The following is a 16,264-nucleotide window of genomic DNA, read 5'->3' on the forward strand; positions in this document are numbered from 1 at the left end:
ACTGGTCCGCATGACTGAAGCGGTGGAGTACGACGTAGTGGTCCTCGGCGGGGGCCCGGCCGGCGAGAACATCGTCGACCGGACCCGCGCCGCCGGACTGAGCACGGCGCTCGTCGAGAGCGAGCTGGTGGGCGGCGAGTGCTCGTACTGGGCCTGCATCCCCAGCAAGGCGCTGCTGCGCCCGGCGCTGGCCCGGGCCGACGCCCGCCGGGTTCCGGGCCTGGCGGGGGCCGTCCAGGGCCCCCTGGACACGGCGGCCGTCCTGGAGCACCGCGACTACTGGACCGGTGACTGGAAGGACCAGGGCCAGATCGACTGGATCGACTCGACCGGCGCCCATGTGTACCGGGGCCACGGCCGGCTCTACGGGGTCCGCAAGGTGGCCGTCACCAGCCCCGAGGGCGAGCACCACATCCTGTCGGCCCGGCACGCGGTGGTCGTCGCCACCGGAACCCGGGCCGTGATCCCCGACCTCCCCGGGATCGCCGGGGCCCGTCCCTGGACCAGCCGCGAGGCGACCTCCGCGAAGGAGGCCCCCGGGCGGCTGCTGATCGTGGGCGGCTCCGTGGTGGCCGTCGAGATGGCCACCGCCTGGCAGGCCCTCGGCTCACAGGTCACCGTCCTGGCGCGAGGCTCCGGGCTGCTGCCGCGGATGGAACCCTTCGCGGGAGAGCTCGTCGCCGACGCCCTGCGCGAGGCCGGGGCGGTGGTCCGTACCGGGGTGGCCGTCGAGGCGGTCGTACGGGACGGTTCCACCGGGCCCGTCAGTGTGGTCCTGGAGGGCGGGGAGACGCTGGAGGGCGACGAGCTCCTGATGGCGACGGGCCGCGCGCCGCGGACCGAGGACATCGGGCTGGAGACCGTCGGCCTCCCGGCCGGGAAGTGGATCGACGTCGACGACACCTGCCGGGTGCCCGGGCAGGACTGGCTGTACGCGGCCGGGGACGTCAACCACCGCGCGCTCCTCACCCACCAGGGCAAGTACCAGGCCCGCATCGTGGGCGCCGTGATCGCCGCCCGCGCGGCCGGCACCCCGCTGGACGCCGAGCCCTGGGGTGCGCACACCCCGACCGCCGACATCCGTGCGCTTCCGCAGGCGGTCTTCACCGACCCGGAGGCCGCCGCGGTGGGCCTGACCCTGGCCGAGGCCGAACGGGCCGGACACCGGGTGCGGGCCGTCGACTACGACATGTCCAAGGTCTCCGGCGCCGGGCTGTACGCCGACGGATACCGCGGCCGGGCCCGCATGGTCGTCGACCTGGACCGCGAGGTCCTCCTCGGGGTCACCTTCGTCGGCCCGGGCGCCGCCGAACTGATCCACGCGGCGACCGTCGCGGTCGCGGGTGAGGTCCCGATCCGGCGGCTGTGGCACGCGGTTCCGGCCTTCCCGACCATCAGCGAGATCTGGCTGCGGCTGCTGGAGACCTACCGGGGGTGAGGGGCCGGGCCCCCGGTCCCCTCGCCCCCGGCTCGCACACGGCCCGGCCGCGCCGCACGGCGCAGCCGGGCCGTCGTGCTGTCCTGTTGCCTTCCGGATGTCGGATCGGCCCATTCGGGAACGAAATTGACGGTCCGTCATGAACGGTGGGGTTGGCGTGAAGCAGACGTGCAACCTTGATCGATATTAGGTTAGCCTTACCTCAGTTCTTGCGACTTCCTGTGCCTGAAAGGTGTTCCAGTGATGCGTGCTGCCTCCCTGCCCCGTACCGCCGCCCGCGCGGCCGTCGCCGCCTCCGCTGCCGTCGCGCTCGCCGTCGGTGCGGCGGGCTCCGCCTCGGCCGCGACCTCGACGCGTACGGTCACCGACGGCGGGACCACCTTCAACCTGAGCCTGACCGCACCCTCCGCCGCCGCGGCGGCCGGTCAGAACGTCACGGTCACCGGCAGCGGCTACAACACCGCCAGGGGCGTATACGTGAGCCTCTGTGCGGTGAGCGGGGCGCCGGGCGCGAGCAAGCCCACCCCCTGCCTGGGCGGTTCGGACCAGTCGGGCACCACCGGCGCCTCGCACTGGATCAACAACACCTTCGGCGGAACCCTGGCCAACACCTCCACGTTCGGCCCGGGCGGCACCTTCAGCGTCACCATCCACGTCAAGGCCGACCTCGGCGGCGGCCAGATCTGCGGCGAGACGGTCGAGTGCGCCATCGTCACCCGCGCCGACCACTTCAACTCCTCGAACCGCAAGTACGACGTCCATGTCCCGGTGACCTTCAACTAGACGGTTTCCCGGCCCGGTTCCCCGGCCCGTCGAGAAGGAAGCCACGACAAGGAAGCCACGACAAGGAAGCCATGACACCCCGACACCCCCTCACCCCCGGTCGTGCGGGCGCCGCGTCCGCCGCGCTCGCGCTCGTACTGGCCTCGGCCGCCACCGGAAGTCCCGTATCGGCCGCCGGGGGTGAGGCCGCCGAGGTGCCGCAGGGCACCGTCGCGTACCGGTCGGTGGCGCAGTTCACCACGGCGGGCAAGCCCCGTGACCTGATGCTGCACCCGGAATCGAAGAAGCTGTACGTCGCATCGGAGGACCGGCCCGAGACCGCGGACGTCAACGAGAGCGGGCTGAACGTCCTGGATCCCGCCGACGGCAGGCTGCGCAGCACCGTCGGCCAGGCTCCCGGACCCACCGGCACGCTCGGCCGACGGGCGGTGCGGCAGCTCATCGCGCCGCTGCCGGGTGACGGGGCTGTCTTCTTCTATCCGCTGCGCGGCATCGGCACCGCCAAGGACGGCGACGCCGCCGCGGCCGGGGCGTGGGTGCCGGGTGCGGCCGTCACCCACGCCGCCGCGGGGCTCACCGCCGGGACGGTGCTGGTCGCGCAGGGCTCCGTGCTGTCGGAGGTGGACATCGCCACCGCGGCCGTCAAGCGCAGCGTCACGCTGGAGGGCGGCGACGGGTTCGCGGTCGACGCGGCGCGCGGCGCGGTGTGGTTCACGGACATCGGCAACCGCCGCATGTACCGGATCGACGCGGCCGCCTTCAAGGTCACCGCGACCGTCGAACTTCCGGCCGGTGAGGGGTTCGGCGGGTTCACGGAGGTGGATCCCGGGACCGGCGCGGTGTGGGTCGGGCTCGACTCCTCCGTGGTCGTCCACGACGCGACGGGCAAGCGGCTGGGCACCCTGCGGGGCGCCGGCACCGACATGCCCCGCGCGGTGAGCTTCGATGCCACCACGCACGAGGCGTACGTCGTGTGGCAGGACGCGGGGGACACCTCGCAGCCCGGCAGCGACAACGACGGAGCACTCACCGTCCACCGCACCCGGGACCTCCAGGAGGTCGTGAAACCGGTCGTACTTCCCGGAACGCACGCGCAGTTGGGGAGTGCGGCCGTGGCCGTCGAGCCCGGTGGCGCGACAGTGTTCGTATCGGACCCGGTCGCCGCGAGGATCACCCGGCTTGAGCGGGCGACGTCCCCGCGCGTGACCAGGAGCCCGGCGGACCGGGCGGTCACGGCCGGGGCGAGGGTCTCGCTGACGGCGGAGGCCGAGGGGACCCCCCGGCCCGCCGTGGCCTGGCAGGTCAGCACGGACGCGGGGAAGACCTGGCGGGCCGTGGAGGGCGAGACCTCGCCGTCCTACACCTTCACGGCGGCGCTGTCCGACCACGGCCGCCGCTACCGGGCGGAGTTCAGCAACGACATCGGTGTCGCGCGTACGGCCCCGGCCGCCCTCACCGTCACCATCGCCGACAGCACGACGGGCGGAAGCGGCGACGGCGGCGCTGGCGGCGCCGGTACGGCGGGCGCCGGCACCGGGAGCACCGGTGGGTCGGGGGCCACCGGCTCGACGACCTCGACCGGAAGCGCGGCGGGGGGATCCGACGGCGGATCCCCCGGAATCTCCGGAACCCCCGGCAACGTCGGCGGCGGTTCGGCCGGCGCCACGGGCGGCGAAGCCACGGTCGGCGGCGGTACGCACACCGCCGGTGGTGCGCTCGCCTCCACCGGGCTCGCGGTGGCCTCGCTCGCCGGGAGCGCCGTCGTGCTCACCGCGGCCGGCTGGGTGCTGATGCGCCGGCCGCGGCCGCGTACCGAGGGCTGACCCGCACAACCTGCTGCAGGCGGACGGTGGTTCGGCGTGTTGAATGGGTGTCGCCCGTTCTCTCGACCGGAGACGAAGGAGACAGCGCACATGATCGTGATCGCCCACCTCAGCGACGTCCATCTCGACGGTGACCGGCGCGCGGCCGACCGCACCCGCTCCGTCATGGAGTACCTCGACGCACTGCCCCACGACCTGGACGCCGTGCTCGTCAGCGGGGACATAGCCGACCACGGCGAGGACGGCGAATACGAGGAGGCCGCCAAGCTGCTGCGCTCGCGCCACCCATTGGTGGTCTGCCCCGGCAACCACGACGAGCGCGCCGCCTTCCGCCGCGGCCTGCTGGGGGAGCGGTCCCCCGGCGGGGCCGGCGCGACCGGGCCCGTCGACCAGGTGCTGCGCGGCGACGGCTTCGTGCTCGCCGTGTGCGACTCGTCCGTACCCGGCGCGCACCACGGCTTCCTGGAGGAGTCCACGCTGGTCTGGCTGGACGGCGTACTGGCCGACACCCCGCCGCAGACCCCGGTCCTGGTCGCCTTCCACCATCCGCCGGTCCCGCTGCACACTCCGTACGTGGACGAGATCCGCCAGTTCGGGGAGGAGCGGCTCGCCGCCCTCGTCGAGCGCCACCCGCACCTGACGGCCTTCCTGTGCGGGCACGCCCACACCGCCGCGGCCACCACCTTCGCGGGCCGTCCGGTGCTGGTCGCGCCCGGGGTGGTCTCCACGCTCCGGCTGCCGTGGGAGGCGCCGACCGGGTCCTCCGCACACGTCCACCTCGACGAACCGCCGGCGGTCGCCTTCCACCTGATCGGTGACGACGGCCGGCTGACGACCCACTACCGGGTGGTCGTCGACCGCCGGTAGATACGGCCGTCGCGGGTCCGCGTGAGCAGGCCCGAGGTGATGAGGTAACGCCGCAGCGCCGAGCAGTCCTCGTGCACCGTGCGCAGCGCTTCGTTCACCTCGGGCTCCGTGTAGTCGCGGTCCACCGCGAAGAGGGTCTCGGCGAGGTGGACGAGCAACTGCTCGCGCCGGGCGGTCCTGCGAGGGATCGCGAGGAGGCGGCCGCCGGAGAAGAGGCCGGCCACGTCCCGCTCCGTTGGGCGCGGGGCAGGGGACTGCGGGAGCTGGTGGTGATCCGTGCTGTGAGACATGCTCGTGAGCTTTGTCCGTCCGCTCCGGACGGGCAACGCATTTTCGCCCCGGCAGGAAATGACGGTCACTCATCTCGCCGAGTGGTGGTCGCGCCGGTCCTCTCCCGGGTCCGCCGGGTCCCTGACATCTCGGGGACCCGGCGGACCGGGGACTGATCGGGCGGGTCAGGGACCGACGGTGATCTGCTGCGCCGGGTCGGTCGTGTCGGTCACTTTGTAGACCGCGTTGAAGGTGGACGTGGTCGCGCTCGTCGGGCAGCCGAACCCGCCGGTGACCGTGACCGGTACGGAGACGTTGGTGAAGGTCAGGGTCGACGGAGCACCGTTGACCCAGGTGCCGCCGACGTTCGCCGGGGCGGTGGGGGCGGCGGTGACCGTGCAGGAGGCGAGCCCGCTCGTCTGGACCACCAGACCGCCGACCGGCAGGCCCATGGTGCCGGTGACCGGGGCGCCGTTCTGCATCGACACCGACCAGGCACCGCTGGTGGTGACCGTGGGCGTCACTCCCCACATGCTCGACGTGCAGGAGCTGTACGTGGGAGCGGAGATCGGCGAGGACACGGCCCCGGCCGGGTTGCTGTTGCCGGGGGCTCCCGGCACGCTGCCGGTGGCGACGGAGACCGTACAGGTGACGGTGACCGAACCGGCCTTGAGCGTGGCCTTCCCGCTGAGGGTGGCCTGGAACGCGTGCCCGGCCGGGGTGACGGTGGTCGACCCGGCCAGCGGTAAGGGGGCGGCGGAGGCGGTGACCGAGGCGAGCGCGATGGCTCCGGCGACGGCCGTCCCGAGGGCGAGCGCGGTGCGCGTACGGCTCATGGCTGAGCTCCTTGGGGATCGTGGTGCGGGGTGGGGGGAGGGGGTGCGGCCGCGGCGGACTCCGCTTTTCCGGAGCGTCGGGCGGCGTACGGCTGCCAGGCGAACATCAGGCCGCCGCCGAGGATGCCGAGCAGGGTGCCGATCAGGAACCCGCCGAGGTTCGACAGGACCAGAGCGGCGGTGGCGATCAGGGTGGTGAGGACACCCGCGAGGGAACGCTGTGGGGGAGAGAACCACGCGGTGAGCCCGAGCACGATCATCACGATGCCCATCAGGACGGACGGGATCCCCGCCACGCCCTGCTGGAGCATGATCTTCAGCGGTGCCAGCGGCAGGACGCAGATCCACGATCCGGCCAGGATCGCGAACAGCCCGCCCCAGAAGGGCCGGCTGCGCCGCCACCGCCGCCAGCGCTGCCGACGGCTCAGAAGCATTCCTTCTTGCCCTTGCTGATGTTCATGCTGAGCCCGGTGAGCTTGAAGGTGCCGGCGTTCGTCGCCCACGCCGTCTGCTGGAGATCGGTGATGTGGACCGTGTCGGCCTGCTGGCCGAAGAGGTCCTGCATCCCCTGGGCGTCGGCCGGACCCTTGTCCAGCGTCGAGGCGTCGCGCCCGATCTCGATGTTGCTGAAGACGGCGTCGCCCGCGAGCTGGGTGGCGTCGACGAAGAGGTTGCTCGCCTCCACCGGGGCCTTGCGGCCGGCGCTGAGGTTGAGCGAGATGTCCCCGATCACCGGGAGCGAGGTGACCACGGACTGGCAGAGGCTGTGGAGCTTGGCCTCCCTGATGGCGGTGACGGCCACCGGGATCAGCTCCTGGCGGGCGTTGACGTCCACGCTGCCGTACTGCGCGAAGCCCTCGCCCTCCAGGCTGCTCGCCGACACCTTGAACTGCTGTCCCGACACGGCGAACGAGGCGGCGAGCGCGCCCTGCGCGAGGGCGATGCCGAGGCCGGCGGTCACGGCGACGGCGGGGAGGGTCAGGACGGCGAACCGGCGCCAGCGGACGCGGCCGGAAGCATCGTCGGACGGGTCGGATAAATGAGGAGAACCGGTCATGAGAACGTCCCTTATTTCGGCTGTGCACCGTTGTTACCGACGAGTTGAATGTAAGAGTGCCAATGGGCGTTGGCAAGGTTGTGCGAGCGCACCCTTTGAGCCGACTCCTACTGCTCCGTACGCAGGAGTTCGGCGACCTCCGCGTCCACCCGCCGGGCCATCGCCCGCGCGAACTCCGAGGTCACCACCTCGCCGGCCACCGGCCTCAGGGCCGCCACCGCCGCCGTGATGTGCTGCAGCTGCGTGGCCGAAAGCCGTTCGAGACCCTCCAGGCCTTCCACGTCGATCACATGGCGCCGGAACAGCCCCACGAACCGGTCCGCCACCGCAGCCGCCTGCGCCTGTACGAACTCCCCGGCGTCCAGGATCTCCGCGAGCGGCACCCCCTGCCGCACCAGCGTCAGCGTCGCCTCCAGCAGCCGGCGGTTCGGGTAGGTGACCAGATCTCCGTCGACCGTCACATAGCCGAGCTCGGCCGCGCGCCGCGTGTCTGCGGCCGTCGCCGTCGGGCCGAACAGCTTCCGCAGCTGGGTCCGGGTCATGGTCACCGGCTCCTCCTGCAGCCAGTCACGGGTCATCTCCCGTTCCAGGCCCAGGAGTTGGGACAGGCCGCCGCCCTCCTCCCACGCCTGCAGCAGCTCGGCGATGCCGTTGACCGTGTAGCCGCGCCCCAGCAGATCGCTGATCAGGCGCAGCCGGGTCAGGTGATCGTCGGAGTACCAGGCGATGCGGCCCTCCCGGCGGGGCGGCGGCAGCAGCCCGCGCTCCTGGTAGTAGCGCAGGTTGCGCACCTTGACGCCGGCCGCCCGGGCCACGTCCTCCCGGCGGTAGCGCCCGCCACCGCCGCCCGTGCCGCCGCTCCTGCCACCGTTCCCGTTCTCCACCTGGCTGCTCACGCGCCAGAGTGTAGGACGTACCGGCTGGTCACATGGGCCGCGGACGATCCTGCTTGACCGCCCGCAGGACCACGAACTTCGGCTCGCTCGCGACGACTTCGCTGTTGCCGAAGAGCCGGCGCAGATGGGTGTGGTAGCCCATGTGCCGGTTGGCGACGATCCACAGCTCGCCGCCCGGACGCAGCACCTTGCGCGACTGCGCGAACATCCGCAGGGCCGTCGCGTCCGTGGTGGCCTGGTGGGAGTGGAAGGGCGGGTTGCTCAGCACCAGGTCCACGGAGGCGGGAGAGAGCATCGCGACCCCGTCGCCGACGTGGAACTCGGCGGTGCGCCGGCCCTCGCGGACGTTCGCCCTGTACGTCTCCCGCGCCGAGGCGAGCGCCTGGTAGGACTCGTCGGTGAACACGACCTCGGCGTCCGGGTCGTGGACCTGGACGGCCGTGCCGACGATGCCGTTGCCGCAGCCGAGGTCCACGACCCGGGCCCCGTCGGTGTTGGTCGGCAGGTTCTGCAGGAAGAAGCGGGTGCCGACGTCGAGCCGGTCGGCGCAGAAGATCCCGGCGTGGTTGACGACGGACAGGCCGGAGGCCGAGCCGGCGTCCTCGTCCACCGTGTACGTCAGCGGCCACGGCCCGGCGGACGTGGGGCGGGTCGCCCCGGGGGTGCCCGGCGTGCAGAAGATCAGCCGGGCCTTCTTCTCCGCGAGCGAGGTCTTCGTGGGGCCGAGGATCTTCTCGAAGAGGCGCAGCGTGGAGGTGTGGATCTCCTTGACCATGCCCGTGCCGACCACGACCGTGCCCGCGTGCACGTGCGGGGCCAGCCGGTACAGCTGGTCCTCCAGCAGCGCCAGGCTCTTGGGCACGCGCACCAGCAGGACGTCGATCCGCTCGGGCGGCGGGTCCTGCGTGGTCAGCAGCGTGACCGTCGCCTTGGACGTCCCGATACCGGCCCGGTCCAGGTTCGCCGCGGTGGCGGCCCGGGTCAGCGCGGAGTCGGTGATCTGCGTCGGACGGTACGCGGCGAGCGCCGTCGTCAGCGTCCCCCAGCGGTCCCCGAGCACCGTGATCTGCCCGGCGGAGGCCAGGTCCACGGGGCCGCGCTCCCCGGTACCGGAGTCGAGGTGGCGCAGCAGGTACTCGTCGGCGGCGTCCCAGGCCCGGAGCCGGTCGCGCGGGTCCTCGGGGAAACGGGTGAGCTCGTAGGAGCCGAAGGGTGTGGTCAGACGGTTCATATGGGCCCCAGGCTATCCGAGCCGGAGGCCCGACCCCGCATGCGCGGGGCCGGGTGGCGAGCTACTCGGGGAACTCGCCCGCCATGGCCGCCGCCATCCGCAGGTGGGGACGGGCCTCGGTGGCCCGGCCCAGGCGCTCCAGGGTGCGGCCGAGCATCAGCTGCGCGTAGTCCTCGACCGGCCAGCGCTCCAGTACGGCGCGGAGCTCGTGCTCGGCGCGGGAGAGCTGGGCGGAGTGGTAGTAGGCGCGGGCCAGCAGCAGCCGCGGCGCCAGCTGCTCGGGGGCTTCGCCCGCCAGGGTCTGCAGGATGCGGGCGGCCGTCGCGTACTCCTTCGCGTCGAAGAAGAGCTGGGCGCGCGCCCAGCGCTCGGCCGCCGTCCCGTGCTCGAGGTACGTCGTCGGCGCGTTCATCGCTTCCCTTCCGCCGTTCAGGTGATCCGTCCGCTGCCTCCAACACGCCCCGGCGGTCGAACATTCCGCTCTCCGCCGCCACCGCCGCGGGGCTAGGTTGTCTGCATGAGCAATCTCGATCGCCAGCCCGCTCTCTCCGCCTGCGGCGGCCGCGGCTTCGTCGTGGCCGAACCGGTGCGCGAACTCCTCAGCCCGCGCACGGTCAAGCTCGGTGAGTCCACCGAGGTCCGCCGACTCCTGCCGAACCTGGGCCGCCGCATGGTGGGTGCCTGGTGCTTCGTGGACCACTACGGCCCGGACGACATCGCCGACGAGCCCGGCATGCAGGTCGCGCCGCATCCGCACTCCGGGCTCCAGACGGTGAGCTGGCTGCACGAGGGCGAGGTGCTGCACCGCGACAGCGTCGGCAGCCTCGAGACGATCCGGCCCCGGGAGCTGGGCCTGATGACCTCCGGCCGCGGCATCAGCCACTCGGAGGAGAGCCCGCGCCCGCACGCCCGTTTCCTGCACGGCGCCCAGCTGTGGGTGGCCCTGCCGGACGCCCACCGCAACGTGGAGCCGCACTTCCAGCACCACGCCGACCTGCCGACGGTCACGGCCCCTGGCCTGACGGCGACGGTCATCCTGGGCACCCTGGACACGGCGACCTCGCCGGGCACGGCGTACACCCCGATCGTGGGCGCGGACCTGACCCTGACGTCGGGCACGGAAACCCGCCTCCCGCTGGACCCGGACTTCGAGTACGCGGTCCTGTCGATGTCGGGCGAGGCCCACGTGGACGGCGTCCCGGTCCTCCCGGGCTCGATGCTCTACCTGGGCTGCGGCCGCACGGAACTCCCCCTGCGGGCGACCTCGGACGCGAGCCTGATGCTCCTGGGCGGCGAGCCGTTCGAGGAGGAGATCGTGATGTTCTGGAACTGGATCGGACGGTCCCAAGAGGATATCGCAGGCTTCCGTGAAGACTGGATGAATGGGACCCGCTACGGCGAGGTCAAGGGCTATGATGGTCCTCCGATTCCTGCCCCCGACCTGCCCCCAACTCGCTTGAAGCCTAGGGGCAGAACACGCTGAGCTGCGTTGATTCCCGCAAGCGCACACTCGGCAGGAGGCGGCACTCTCCGCTCCGCTTCTGGTGGTCTGGTACCAGTCAACTCGATCTCTGGAGCCATATTTTGATCTTGATGTCATGTCTCATATGGATCAAGGTGCGGTCAGGTCCAGTCGGACGAATGCTGACCCTTTGCTGACTCTACTGACGAGTAGTTAGATTCGTCCGTGGCGGACATGCCAGGGTGGCCGCCTACCCGAGATTCGGGCCGTGGGGACGTCTCGGTTCGCTGGGGGCTCCGGCGTCCGCGTGTCGGGCGGCGCCTCGTTCGGACGAGGTCCCGTAGCCGTTCCCAGGTGGTCCGCCGGCTGTGCCGTTGTGTGAACTCAACAAACTACTTCGGCCACGCTCCGGCGGATGAACAGGGGACGGGTCCCCGGTATCGGGCGACGTGGTGAATCTCTGCATCGCCTGACGCGCCTTGGGGGTCAGCGCTTCAAGAGCTCGTTAGGCGACTGCGATCAGGCGGTGGTGGGTTGAGGCCGGCGCAGTTCGGTCTGGCCGAAGAGCAGCGCGTAACCGTCCGGGAGCTGGTGGAGGGTGCGGGCGAGGAGGTCGGGTCCGGCGAGGCGGGTGACGACGGCGAGTACGGCGCCGGTGTCCCAGCGGGCGATGGCCGGGCTCACGCCGGTTCGTGCGGCCAGGTCTTTGACGAAGCCCCAGCCGGTGAGTTGTTCGGTGTCGGGGATCTGGGCGGCCAGGGCCAGGGCCGCCTCGACGGGCAGGCACTGTGCGAGGTCGACGCGTCCGTCGCCGGTGAGGGCGAGGATTGCCCACCGGCCCGGCTCCGTCCTGAAGGCGGAGGACCGGTAGCTGAAGCGGCCGGCGGCTGCGTCGAGCCGTACCGTCTGCCTCCGCTCCCAGTCCCAGGCCGTCACCGAGGTGAGGCAGTCGGCGATCTGTTGGCCGTAGGCGCCGACGTTCTGCAGACACGCCCGTCGTGCCGGGGATCCCGCCGTGGTACTTGACCCTGGACAGGCCCTCCGCGACCGCGTATGCCACGAAGGAGGCCAGTGGATCCCCGGCCCTGCACGGTGACCTCCACCCGGCCCCCGCCGACGTCGCGGGCGGCGAAGCCCCGGGTCGCCATGCGAATCACGGGCCCGCGGTATCCCTCGTCGTCCGTGAGGGTGTTGCTGCCGCCACTCAGGACGAACGGCCGGACCCGCGTTCCCAGCGGCCCGTGCCTGTGGATCCGCGACAGAGTCAAACGGAGAGATCGCGGTGCTTCCGGCACGGAGCCGCGTGGTTACGTGAGTTCCTCGCCTTCGCCGCGTCCGGGCAGGCGTGTCGCAGGCGACTCGGACGGCGTGGGCGGGGCGGGCGTGGGGGTGGAGCGGGCGGTGCCGAGCAGGAGCAGCGCGGCGCCGAGGGCGGCCACCGGGGTCACCAGCACGAATGCAGCCGCTCCCAGCGCGTCCGCGATGACGGCTCCGCCCGCCGCGCCGAGGGCGAAGCCGACCGTCGTACAACTGGTGGCCCAGCCCTGGGTCTCGTGCTCGTTGCCGGCCGGCCCCGTCGTGCCGACGACCGTGTACAGGCGTGCGAAGGCTGAGCCGATCGTCACACCGGTGAGCGGACAGACGATCAGCACCAGGACTGGGCCGACCGTCATCGCGAAGGCGAGCAGCAGAGTGCCCGCGGCGAACACGCCCACCAGGGCGGGAGGCATCCAACGGTGCGAGGTGGAGTGCGTGCCGAGGATGAGGGCTCCCACGATGCTGCCCAGCGAGAGGGCGGCGAGGAACCAGCCGCTGTAGCCGACGGCATCGTTCTGCTGGGCATAGAGCGGCAGCACCACTTCGACCGCGGACAGCGCTCCGCCGAACAGGAACAGGGCGGCCAGTACCCGCAGGAGCGGTCTGGACCGCAGTGGCCCCCGCCAGTCCCTCGCCGTCGGAGTCGGCGTGCGAGGGATCTCGCGCACGGTGCACATCAGAACGACCGCTACGGCCATCAACACGCTGGACACAACGAACGGTGCGACAGGCGAGGCGCTGGTGGACAGCCAGGTCGCCAGGACGGGCCCGGCGATGAGGGTGACGTCGATGAGCGCGGATTCCAGGGAGTTCGCCGAGGCGCGCGCCCATTCGCCCGCCGCCGCGACCCAGTAGCCGCGGATCAGGATGCTCACCGGCGGAAAGCACAGACCGAGCAGGGCCACCGAGGCCATCACCACCCACAGGGGGAGCCGGTGCGCCGCGGACGCCATCAGGCCGGCCGTGGCCGTGAGATAGCCGATCAGGAAGAGGGTGACCACCACGGGTACCCGGTGGCGGTCGGCGAGCCGGCCGCGCAACGGGCTGCTCGCCGCGTTCGCCACCACCATGATGCTGACGGCCAGGCCGGCGGCGGCGTAGGAGTAGCGGGGCGCGAGCAGGAGCAGTGCGCTGACGGCGAGCATGTTGTACTGCAGTTTCGACGCCACGCTCGCGGCCGCCAGGCGCCCGCCGCCGGGAGCAGTCAGAAGCATCCGGTACGTGCCGAGCAGCCCCGGTGCAGGACGGCCGGTGGGAGTCTTGGTCGTGCTCACGCGGTCATCGCTCCCCTGCGGAGCAACGGGTGGAAGTGGGCCGGATGTCTGTCCGCATCCCGGCGATGCGGTCCGGGCAGCGGGCGGGACTGCCCCCTGGATTGTCGGTGTGGTGCACGGTTTCCTCTCTGGGGCCTTCGTCTCTGGGCGCGGCGAGCAGGCTCTCCACCTTCAGCGCAACTCGGCGGCAAGGTCGAAGACCGCTTCGTGGGCGTCTCGACATCGGTCGTGTCCAGGATGGTGGGCCGCAGGTCCACACCGTGCGGCGGTACGAGGCCGGTGCCCGCGTGCGGCTCGGTGAGCAGGGCGGTGATCGGGAGCCGACCTGAGGCCGGACCGGGCAGCCGCGGCTGTTTTGCGGTCCGGCCCGATGGTCACGACCGTTGCGCCTCGGTGCGGTCGGCGGGCCTGCGGGCGATCTCCAACGACACTTCCGCACGGATCGTCGCGAGGGTGCGGAGCACCGCGTCACCGTCGCTGCCCGACACGTAGAACCCCAGCGGGATGTTCATGCCGCTGCTGGTGACCGGGACCAGGTCGCCCGGCTGGTAGCCGATGAGCACCTCGTCTATGCCGTCCAGGGCGTCCACGGCGTCGAGTCCGTGGATGGCGGACAGCGTTCCGGGCTCATCGTCATTGCGGATGGCCAGGGCCCCGTAGCTGCCGTGGAAGGCGACCGGGGCGTCGAACGTCGCGGGCCGCTCTCCCAGGAAGCAGCTCAGGCCGTCGGCGAAGGGGTTCAGGTCGGTGTGCTTCTCCCACATGCCGACCACCGGGCCGCCCGGGAGGCGCGAGGCGATCTCCATCAGGTGCACACCGTCCTCGGCGCACTTGACTTCGGTGTGGCTGGGCCCGTGCTCGATGCCGTACGCGTCCAGGGCCCGGCGCACGTACCGCTCGACCTCGTGCCAGCGCGGGTGGCTCTCGTCGATGCGGACGCTGTCCCAGATGGGGAAATCGTAGTCGCGGTCGTCGGGCTGGCGGTATTGCCACATGTCCACCAGGCGGTGCTCGCCGCCGAAGCTGTAGAAGTTCGCCTGGATCTCCGGGCCCCGGACGTACTCCTCGACCAGCCACTCCCGGATGGGCCTGTCGAAGGCGTCGTGGGTCTCCAGGTGGTTCAGATCGCACAGGGCCTCGGCATCGCGGAGGAGGGTCACGCCCTTGGCGGCGGAGCCGAGAGTGGGCTTGAGGATCGCCGGGAACCCGATCTCGTGTGCGGCGGCGGCGATGTCCGACACGGAGCGCACGCGGCGGAATTCGGGTATGCGCAGCCCGGCTCGGTGGGCACGTTCACGCATGGCGGCCTTGTTGCGTCGCGCCCAGGCCAGAGTGTGGTCGTTGCCGGGCAGGCCCAGCAGGGCTGCGATCCGGTCGGCGATGTGGGTGCTGACCTCCAGCGCCGCAATGACGGCGCGGATGCGGAGACCGGCGCGGCGCAGCTCGCGGACGGCTGTCAGCGCGGCCTGCTCGGCCTCCTCGGCGGTCTCGGGGGCTCCGGTGTCGTTGACTTCGCCGTACAGCGTCACGTCGTCGCCGTCGGCGTGGCTGTCCCTCGTCGTGGTGTAGGTGCACGTGTAGAGGGAGACGACGAGGTATCCGGCGGCGCGGGCGGCGGTCTTGTAACCGGCGGTGGTGCGGCTCGGGTCGACCAGCAGTACTGCGGGACGGTCGGCTGTCATGGGCGTGGGCTCTCTGTTCGGCTGGGCGAGTGTGGAGGGTTCAAGGGGTTCGGGACATCGGGAGATGTGCTGAGGCGCTTGTGGTCATGCGGCGCTGCGGTGTTCCCGGAAGGGGTGGTCCGGCAGGAGCGAGTCGTACGGCTCTCCGGGCACGTCGGCCGTCCTCGGTCCCGGGTGGCAGCGGCGGTTCGAACAGGGCGGGTTTCGGCGCTGTTGAGTGCATGGGAGGTCTCCCCCGGTAGCCCCGTCAGGTCTGCTGCTGGAGGAGCTCGGGGTGGTGCCGGGCGATGACCTCTGGGAAGGCGCGCAGCATGCCGCGCATGGTGTTGCTGCCGTAGCTCGATGTCAGTGGGTTGGCGGGGTCGTGCACCACGCCGGCCGCTTCGCGGACGAACCGGGTGGGCAGCGGCTGCATCGTCGCTTCGAGACGCGGGTTGTAGAAGAAGGGCGCCGAGTAGCGGTTCACACCGGATGCGGGGCTGACGACCCGGTGCGTGGTGGCTCGCAGGTAGCCGCGGGTGGCGACCTCCAAGAGCTCGCCCAGGTTCACGACGAAGGCGCCGGGGATCACTGGAACGTCGACGAAATCGCCCTCGTCGACGGACACCTGGAGGCCGCCGTGCTCGTCCTGGAGCAGTAGCGTGAGCAGTCCGTAGTCCTTGTGCACACCGATTCCCTGGTCGGAGTTCCCGCCGCCGTCGCGGCCGGGGTAGTGCAGGAGCTTGAAGTGCACGTGCGGGTCGGGCGAGACGACGTGGTCCAGGAAGTCCGCCGGTGCCTCGAGCGAGGCGAGGATCAGTCGGAGCAGGCGCTGTGACACTCGGGTGAGCGCTGAGATCCAGTCGATGGTCGCCGACCGGAGCTCGGGCATGCCCTGCGGCCACTGGTTCGGGCCTGCCAGCCAGAGGTAGCCGGGATCGTCCGGGCAGCGGGGTACCTGCTTCTCCTGTTCGGGGCCGATGTCCAGCTGCGCTCGCTGGTCCGGCCTGCCCTGGGTGAGCTCGCGGCCGACTTCCGAGTAGCCGCGGAAATGGGGGGAATTGAGGATGCTCAGCTGCTCCAGCTCGGACTGGGGCAGGGCGAAGAAGTCACGCGCCAGCTGCAGCATCCGATCGGCTCCTTCCACTTCGTGGCCGACGAGTTGGAAGAAGCCGATCTCGTGGATGGCCGAGCGCAAACTGTCGAGGAACGCCGCGCGGGCCTCGGGACCACGGTCCGCATCCCTGAGATCGAGAACGGGAAAGACGTCTGACATGTGATTCCTTACTGTGTCGTGGAAGGGGTGACGGCAGGGAGGGCCGCTGTCATGGTCAGACCGAGCCGGTCCG

Annotated in this window: 16 protein-coding genes; 5 read left to right on the plus strand and 11 right to left on the minus strand. The window is 71.5% G+C overall.

What is annotated here, in order from left to right; genetic code table 11:
- The first annotated feature begins 10 nt into the window (after window positions 1-10).
- The 4 genes from OG444_RS33705 (at window position 11) to OG444_RS33720 (ending at window position 4,911) form a co-directional block, all read left to right on the plus strand.
- The gene (locus OG444_RS33705; RefSeq protein ID WP_327265665.1) at window positions 11-1,438 is read left to right on the plus strand and encodes a dihydrolipoyl dehydrogenase family protein; all 1,428 of its coding nucleotides are present in this window, start codon (window positions 11-13) and stop codon (window positions 1,436-1,438) included.
- A 243-nt stretch (window positions 1,439-1,681) separates the two neighbouring features.
- On the plus strand, window positions 1,682-2,221 hold the full coding sequence (locus OG444_RS33710) for a hypothetical protein (RefSeq protein ID WP_327265666.1): 540 nt from the start codon (window positions 1,682-1,684) through the stop codon (window positions 2,219-2,221).
- A gap of 71 nt (window positions 2,222-2,292) precedes the next feature.
- Window positions 2,293-4,044, plus strand: a complete 1,752-nt coding sequence (locus OG444_RS33715; protein ID WP_327265667.1) for a hypothetical protein — start codon at window positions 2,293-2,295, stop codon at window positions 4,042-4,044.
- Between the two features lie 90 nt (window positions 4,045-4,134).
- Entirely contained in the window at window positions 4,135-4,911 is a 777-nt protein-coding gene (locus OG444_RS33720) for a metallophosphoesterase (protein WP_327265668.1), read from the plus strand.
- Here OG444_RS33720 and OG444_RS33725 read toward each other — a convergent pair.
- The 7 genes from OG444_RS33725 to OG444_RS33755 all read right to left on the minus strand — a co-directional run bounded on the left by OG444_RS33725 (window position 4,884) and on the right by OG444_RS33755 (window position 9,613).
- Window positions 4,884-5,201 carry a DUF2087 domain-containing protein gene (locus tag OG444_RS33725; RefSeq protein ID WP_327265669.1) on the minus strand — a complete coding sequence of 106 codons (318 nt, stop codon included), beginning with the start codon at window positions 5,199-5,201 and terminating at the stop codon, window positions 4,884-4,886. The genes OG444_RS33720 and OG444_RS33725 overlap by 28 nt on opposite strands.
- Window positions 5,202-5,366: 165 nt before the next feature.
- Window positions 5,367-6,017 carry a hypothetical protein gene (locus tag OG444_RS33730; protein WP_327265670.1) on the minus strand — a complete coding sequence of 217 codons (651 nt, stop codon included), beginning with the start codon at window positions 6,015-6,017 and terminating at the stop codon, window positions 5,367-5,369.
- Window positions 6,014-6,451: a DUF6114 domain-containing protein gene (locus OG444_RS33735; RefSeq protein ID WP_327265671.1), complete on the minus strand. Its 438-nt coding sequence runs from the start codon at window positions 6,449-6,451 to the stop codon at window positions 6,014-6,016. The genes OG444_RS33730 and OG444_RS33735 overlap by 4 nt, the downstream gene beginning before the upstream one ends.
- Window positions 6,442-7,074 (minus strand): DUF6230 family protein, encoded by a 633-nt coding sequence (locus OG444_RS33740; RefSeq protein ID WP_327265672.1) that lies wholly within the window; start codon window positions 7,072-7,074, stop codon window positions 6,442-6,444. The genes OG444_RS33735 and OG444_RS33740 overlap by 10 nt, the downstream gene beginning before the upstream one ends.
- A gap of 107 nt (window positions 7,075-7,181) precedes the next feature.
- Window positions 7,182-7,970: a MerR family transcriptional regulator gene (locus OG444_RS33745; protein WP_327265673.1), complete on the minus strand. Its 789-nt coding sequence runs from the start codon at window positions 7,968-7,970 to the stop codon at window positions 7,182-7,184.
- A gap of 28 nt (window positions 7,971-7,998) precedes the next feature.
- On the minus strand, window positions 7,999-9,192 hold the full coding sequence (locus OG444_RS33750; protein WP_405792920.1) for a methyltransferase: 1,194 nt from the start codon (window positions 9,190-9,192) through the stop codon (window positions 7,999-8,001).
- Window positions 9,193-9,262: 70 nt separating this feature from the next.
- Window positions 9,263-9,613, minus strand: a complete 351-nt coding sequence (locus OG444_RS33755; protein WP_327265675.1) for a tetratricopeptide repeat protein — start codon at window positions 9,611-9,613, stop codon at window positions 9,263-9,265.
- A 105-nt stretch (window positions 9,614-9,718) separates the two neighbouring features.
- Between OG444_RS33755 and OG444_RS33760 the strand changes: the two genes are divergently transcribed.
- Window positions 9,719-10,684, plus strand: a complete 966-nt coding sequence (locus OG444_RS33760; RefSeq protein ID WP_327265676.1) for a pirin family protein — start codon at window positions 9,719-9,721, stop codon at window positions 10,682-10,684.
- Window positions 10,685-11,182: 498 nt separating this feature from the next.
- On the opposite strand, the gene OG444_RS33765 is transcribed toward OG444_RS33760, so the two are convergent.
- The 4 genes from OG444_RS33765 to OG444_RS33780 all read right to left on the minus strand — a co-directional run bounded on the left by OG444_RS33765 (window position 11,183) and on the right by OG444_RS33780 (window position 16,191).
- Window positions 11,183-11,599: a DUF2267 domain-containing protein gene (locus OG444_RS33765; RefSeq protein WP_327265677.1), complete on the minus strand. Its 417-nt coding sequence runs from the start codon at window positions 11,597-11,599 to the stop codon at window positions 11,183-11,185.
- 371 nt (window positions 11,600-11,970) lie between these two features.
- Window positions 11,971-13,254, minus strand: a complete 1,284-nt coding sequence (locus tag OG444_RS33770; RefSeq protein ID WP_327265678.1) for an MFS transporter — start codon at window positions 13,252-13,254, stop codon at window positions 11,971-11,973.
- Window positions 13,255-13,628: 374 nt separating this feature from the next.
- Window positions 13,629-14,936: an ATP-grasp domain-containing protein gene (locus OG444_RS33775; protein ID WP_327265679.1), complete on the minus strand. Its 1,308-nt coding sequence runs from the start codon at window positions 14,934-14,936 to the stop codon at window positions 13,629-13,631.
- Between the two features lie 247 nt (window positions 14,937-15,183).
- A complete protein-coding gene (locus tag OG444_RS33780) occupies window positions 15,184-16,191 on the minus strand; it encodes an isopenicillin N synthase family dioxygenase (protein WP_327265680.1) in 1,008 nt (335 codons plus the stop codon).
- Between the last annotated feature and the right edge of the window lie 73 nt (window positions 16,192-16,264).

Source organism: Streptomyces sp. NBC_01232 (genome assembly GCF_035989885.1).
In the GTDB taxonomy this organism is placed as follows: Bacteria; Actinomycetota; Actinomycetes; order Streptomycetales; family Streptomycetaceae; genus Streptomyces.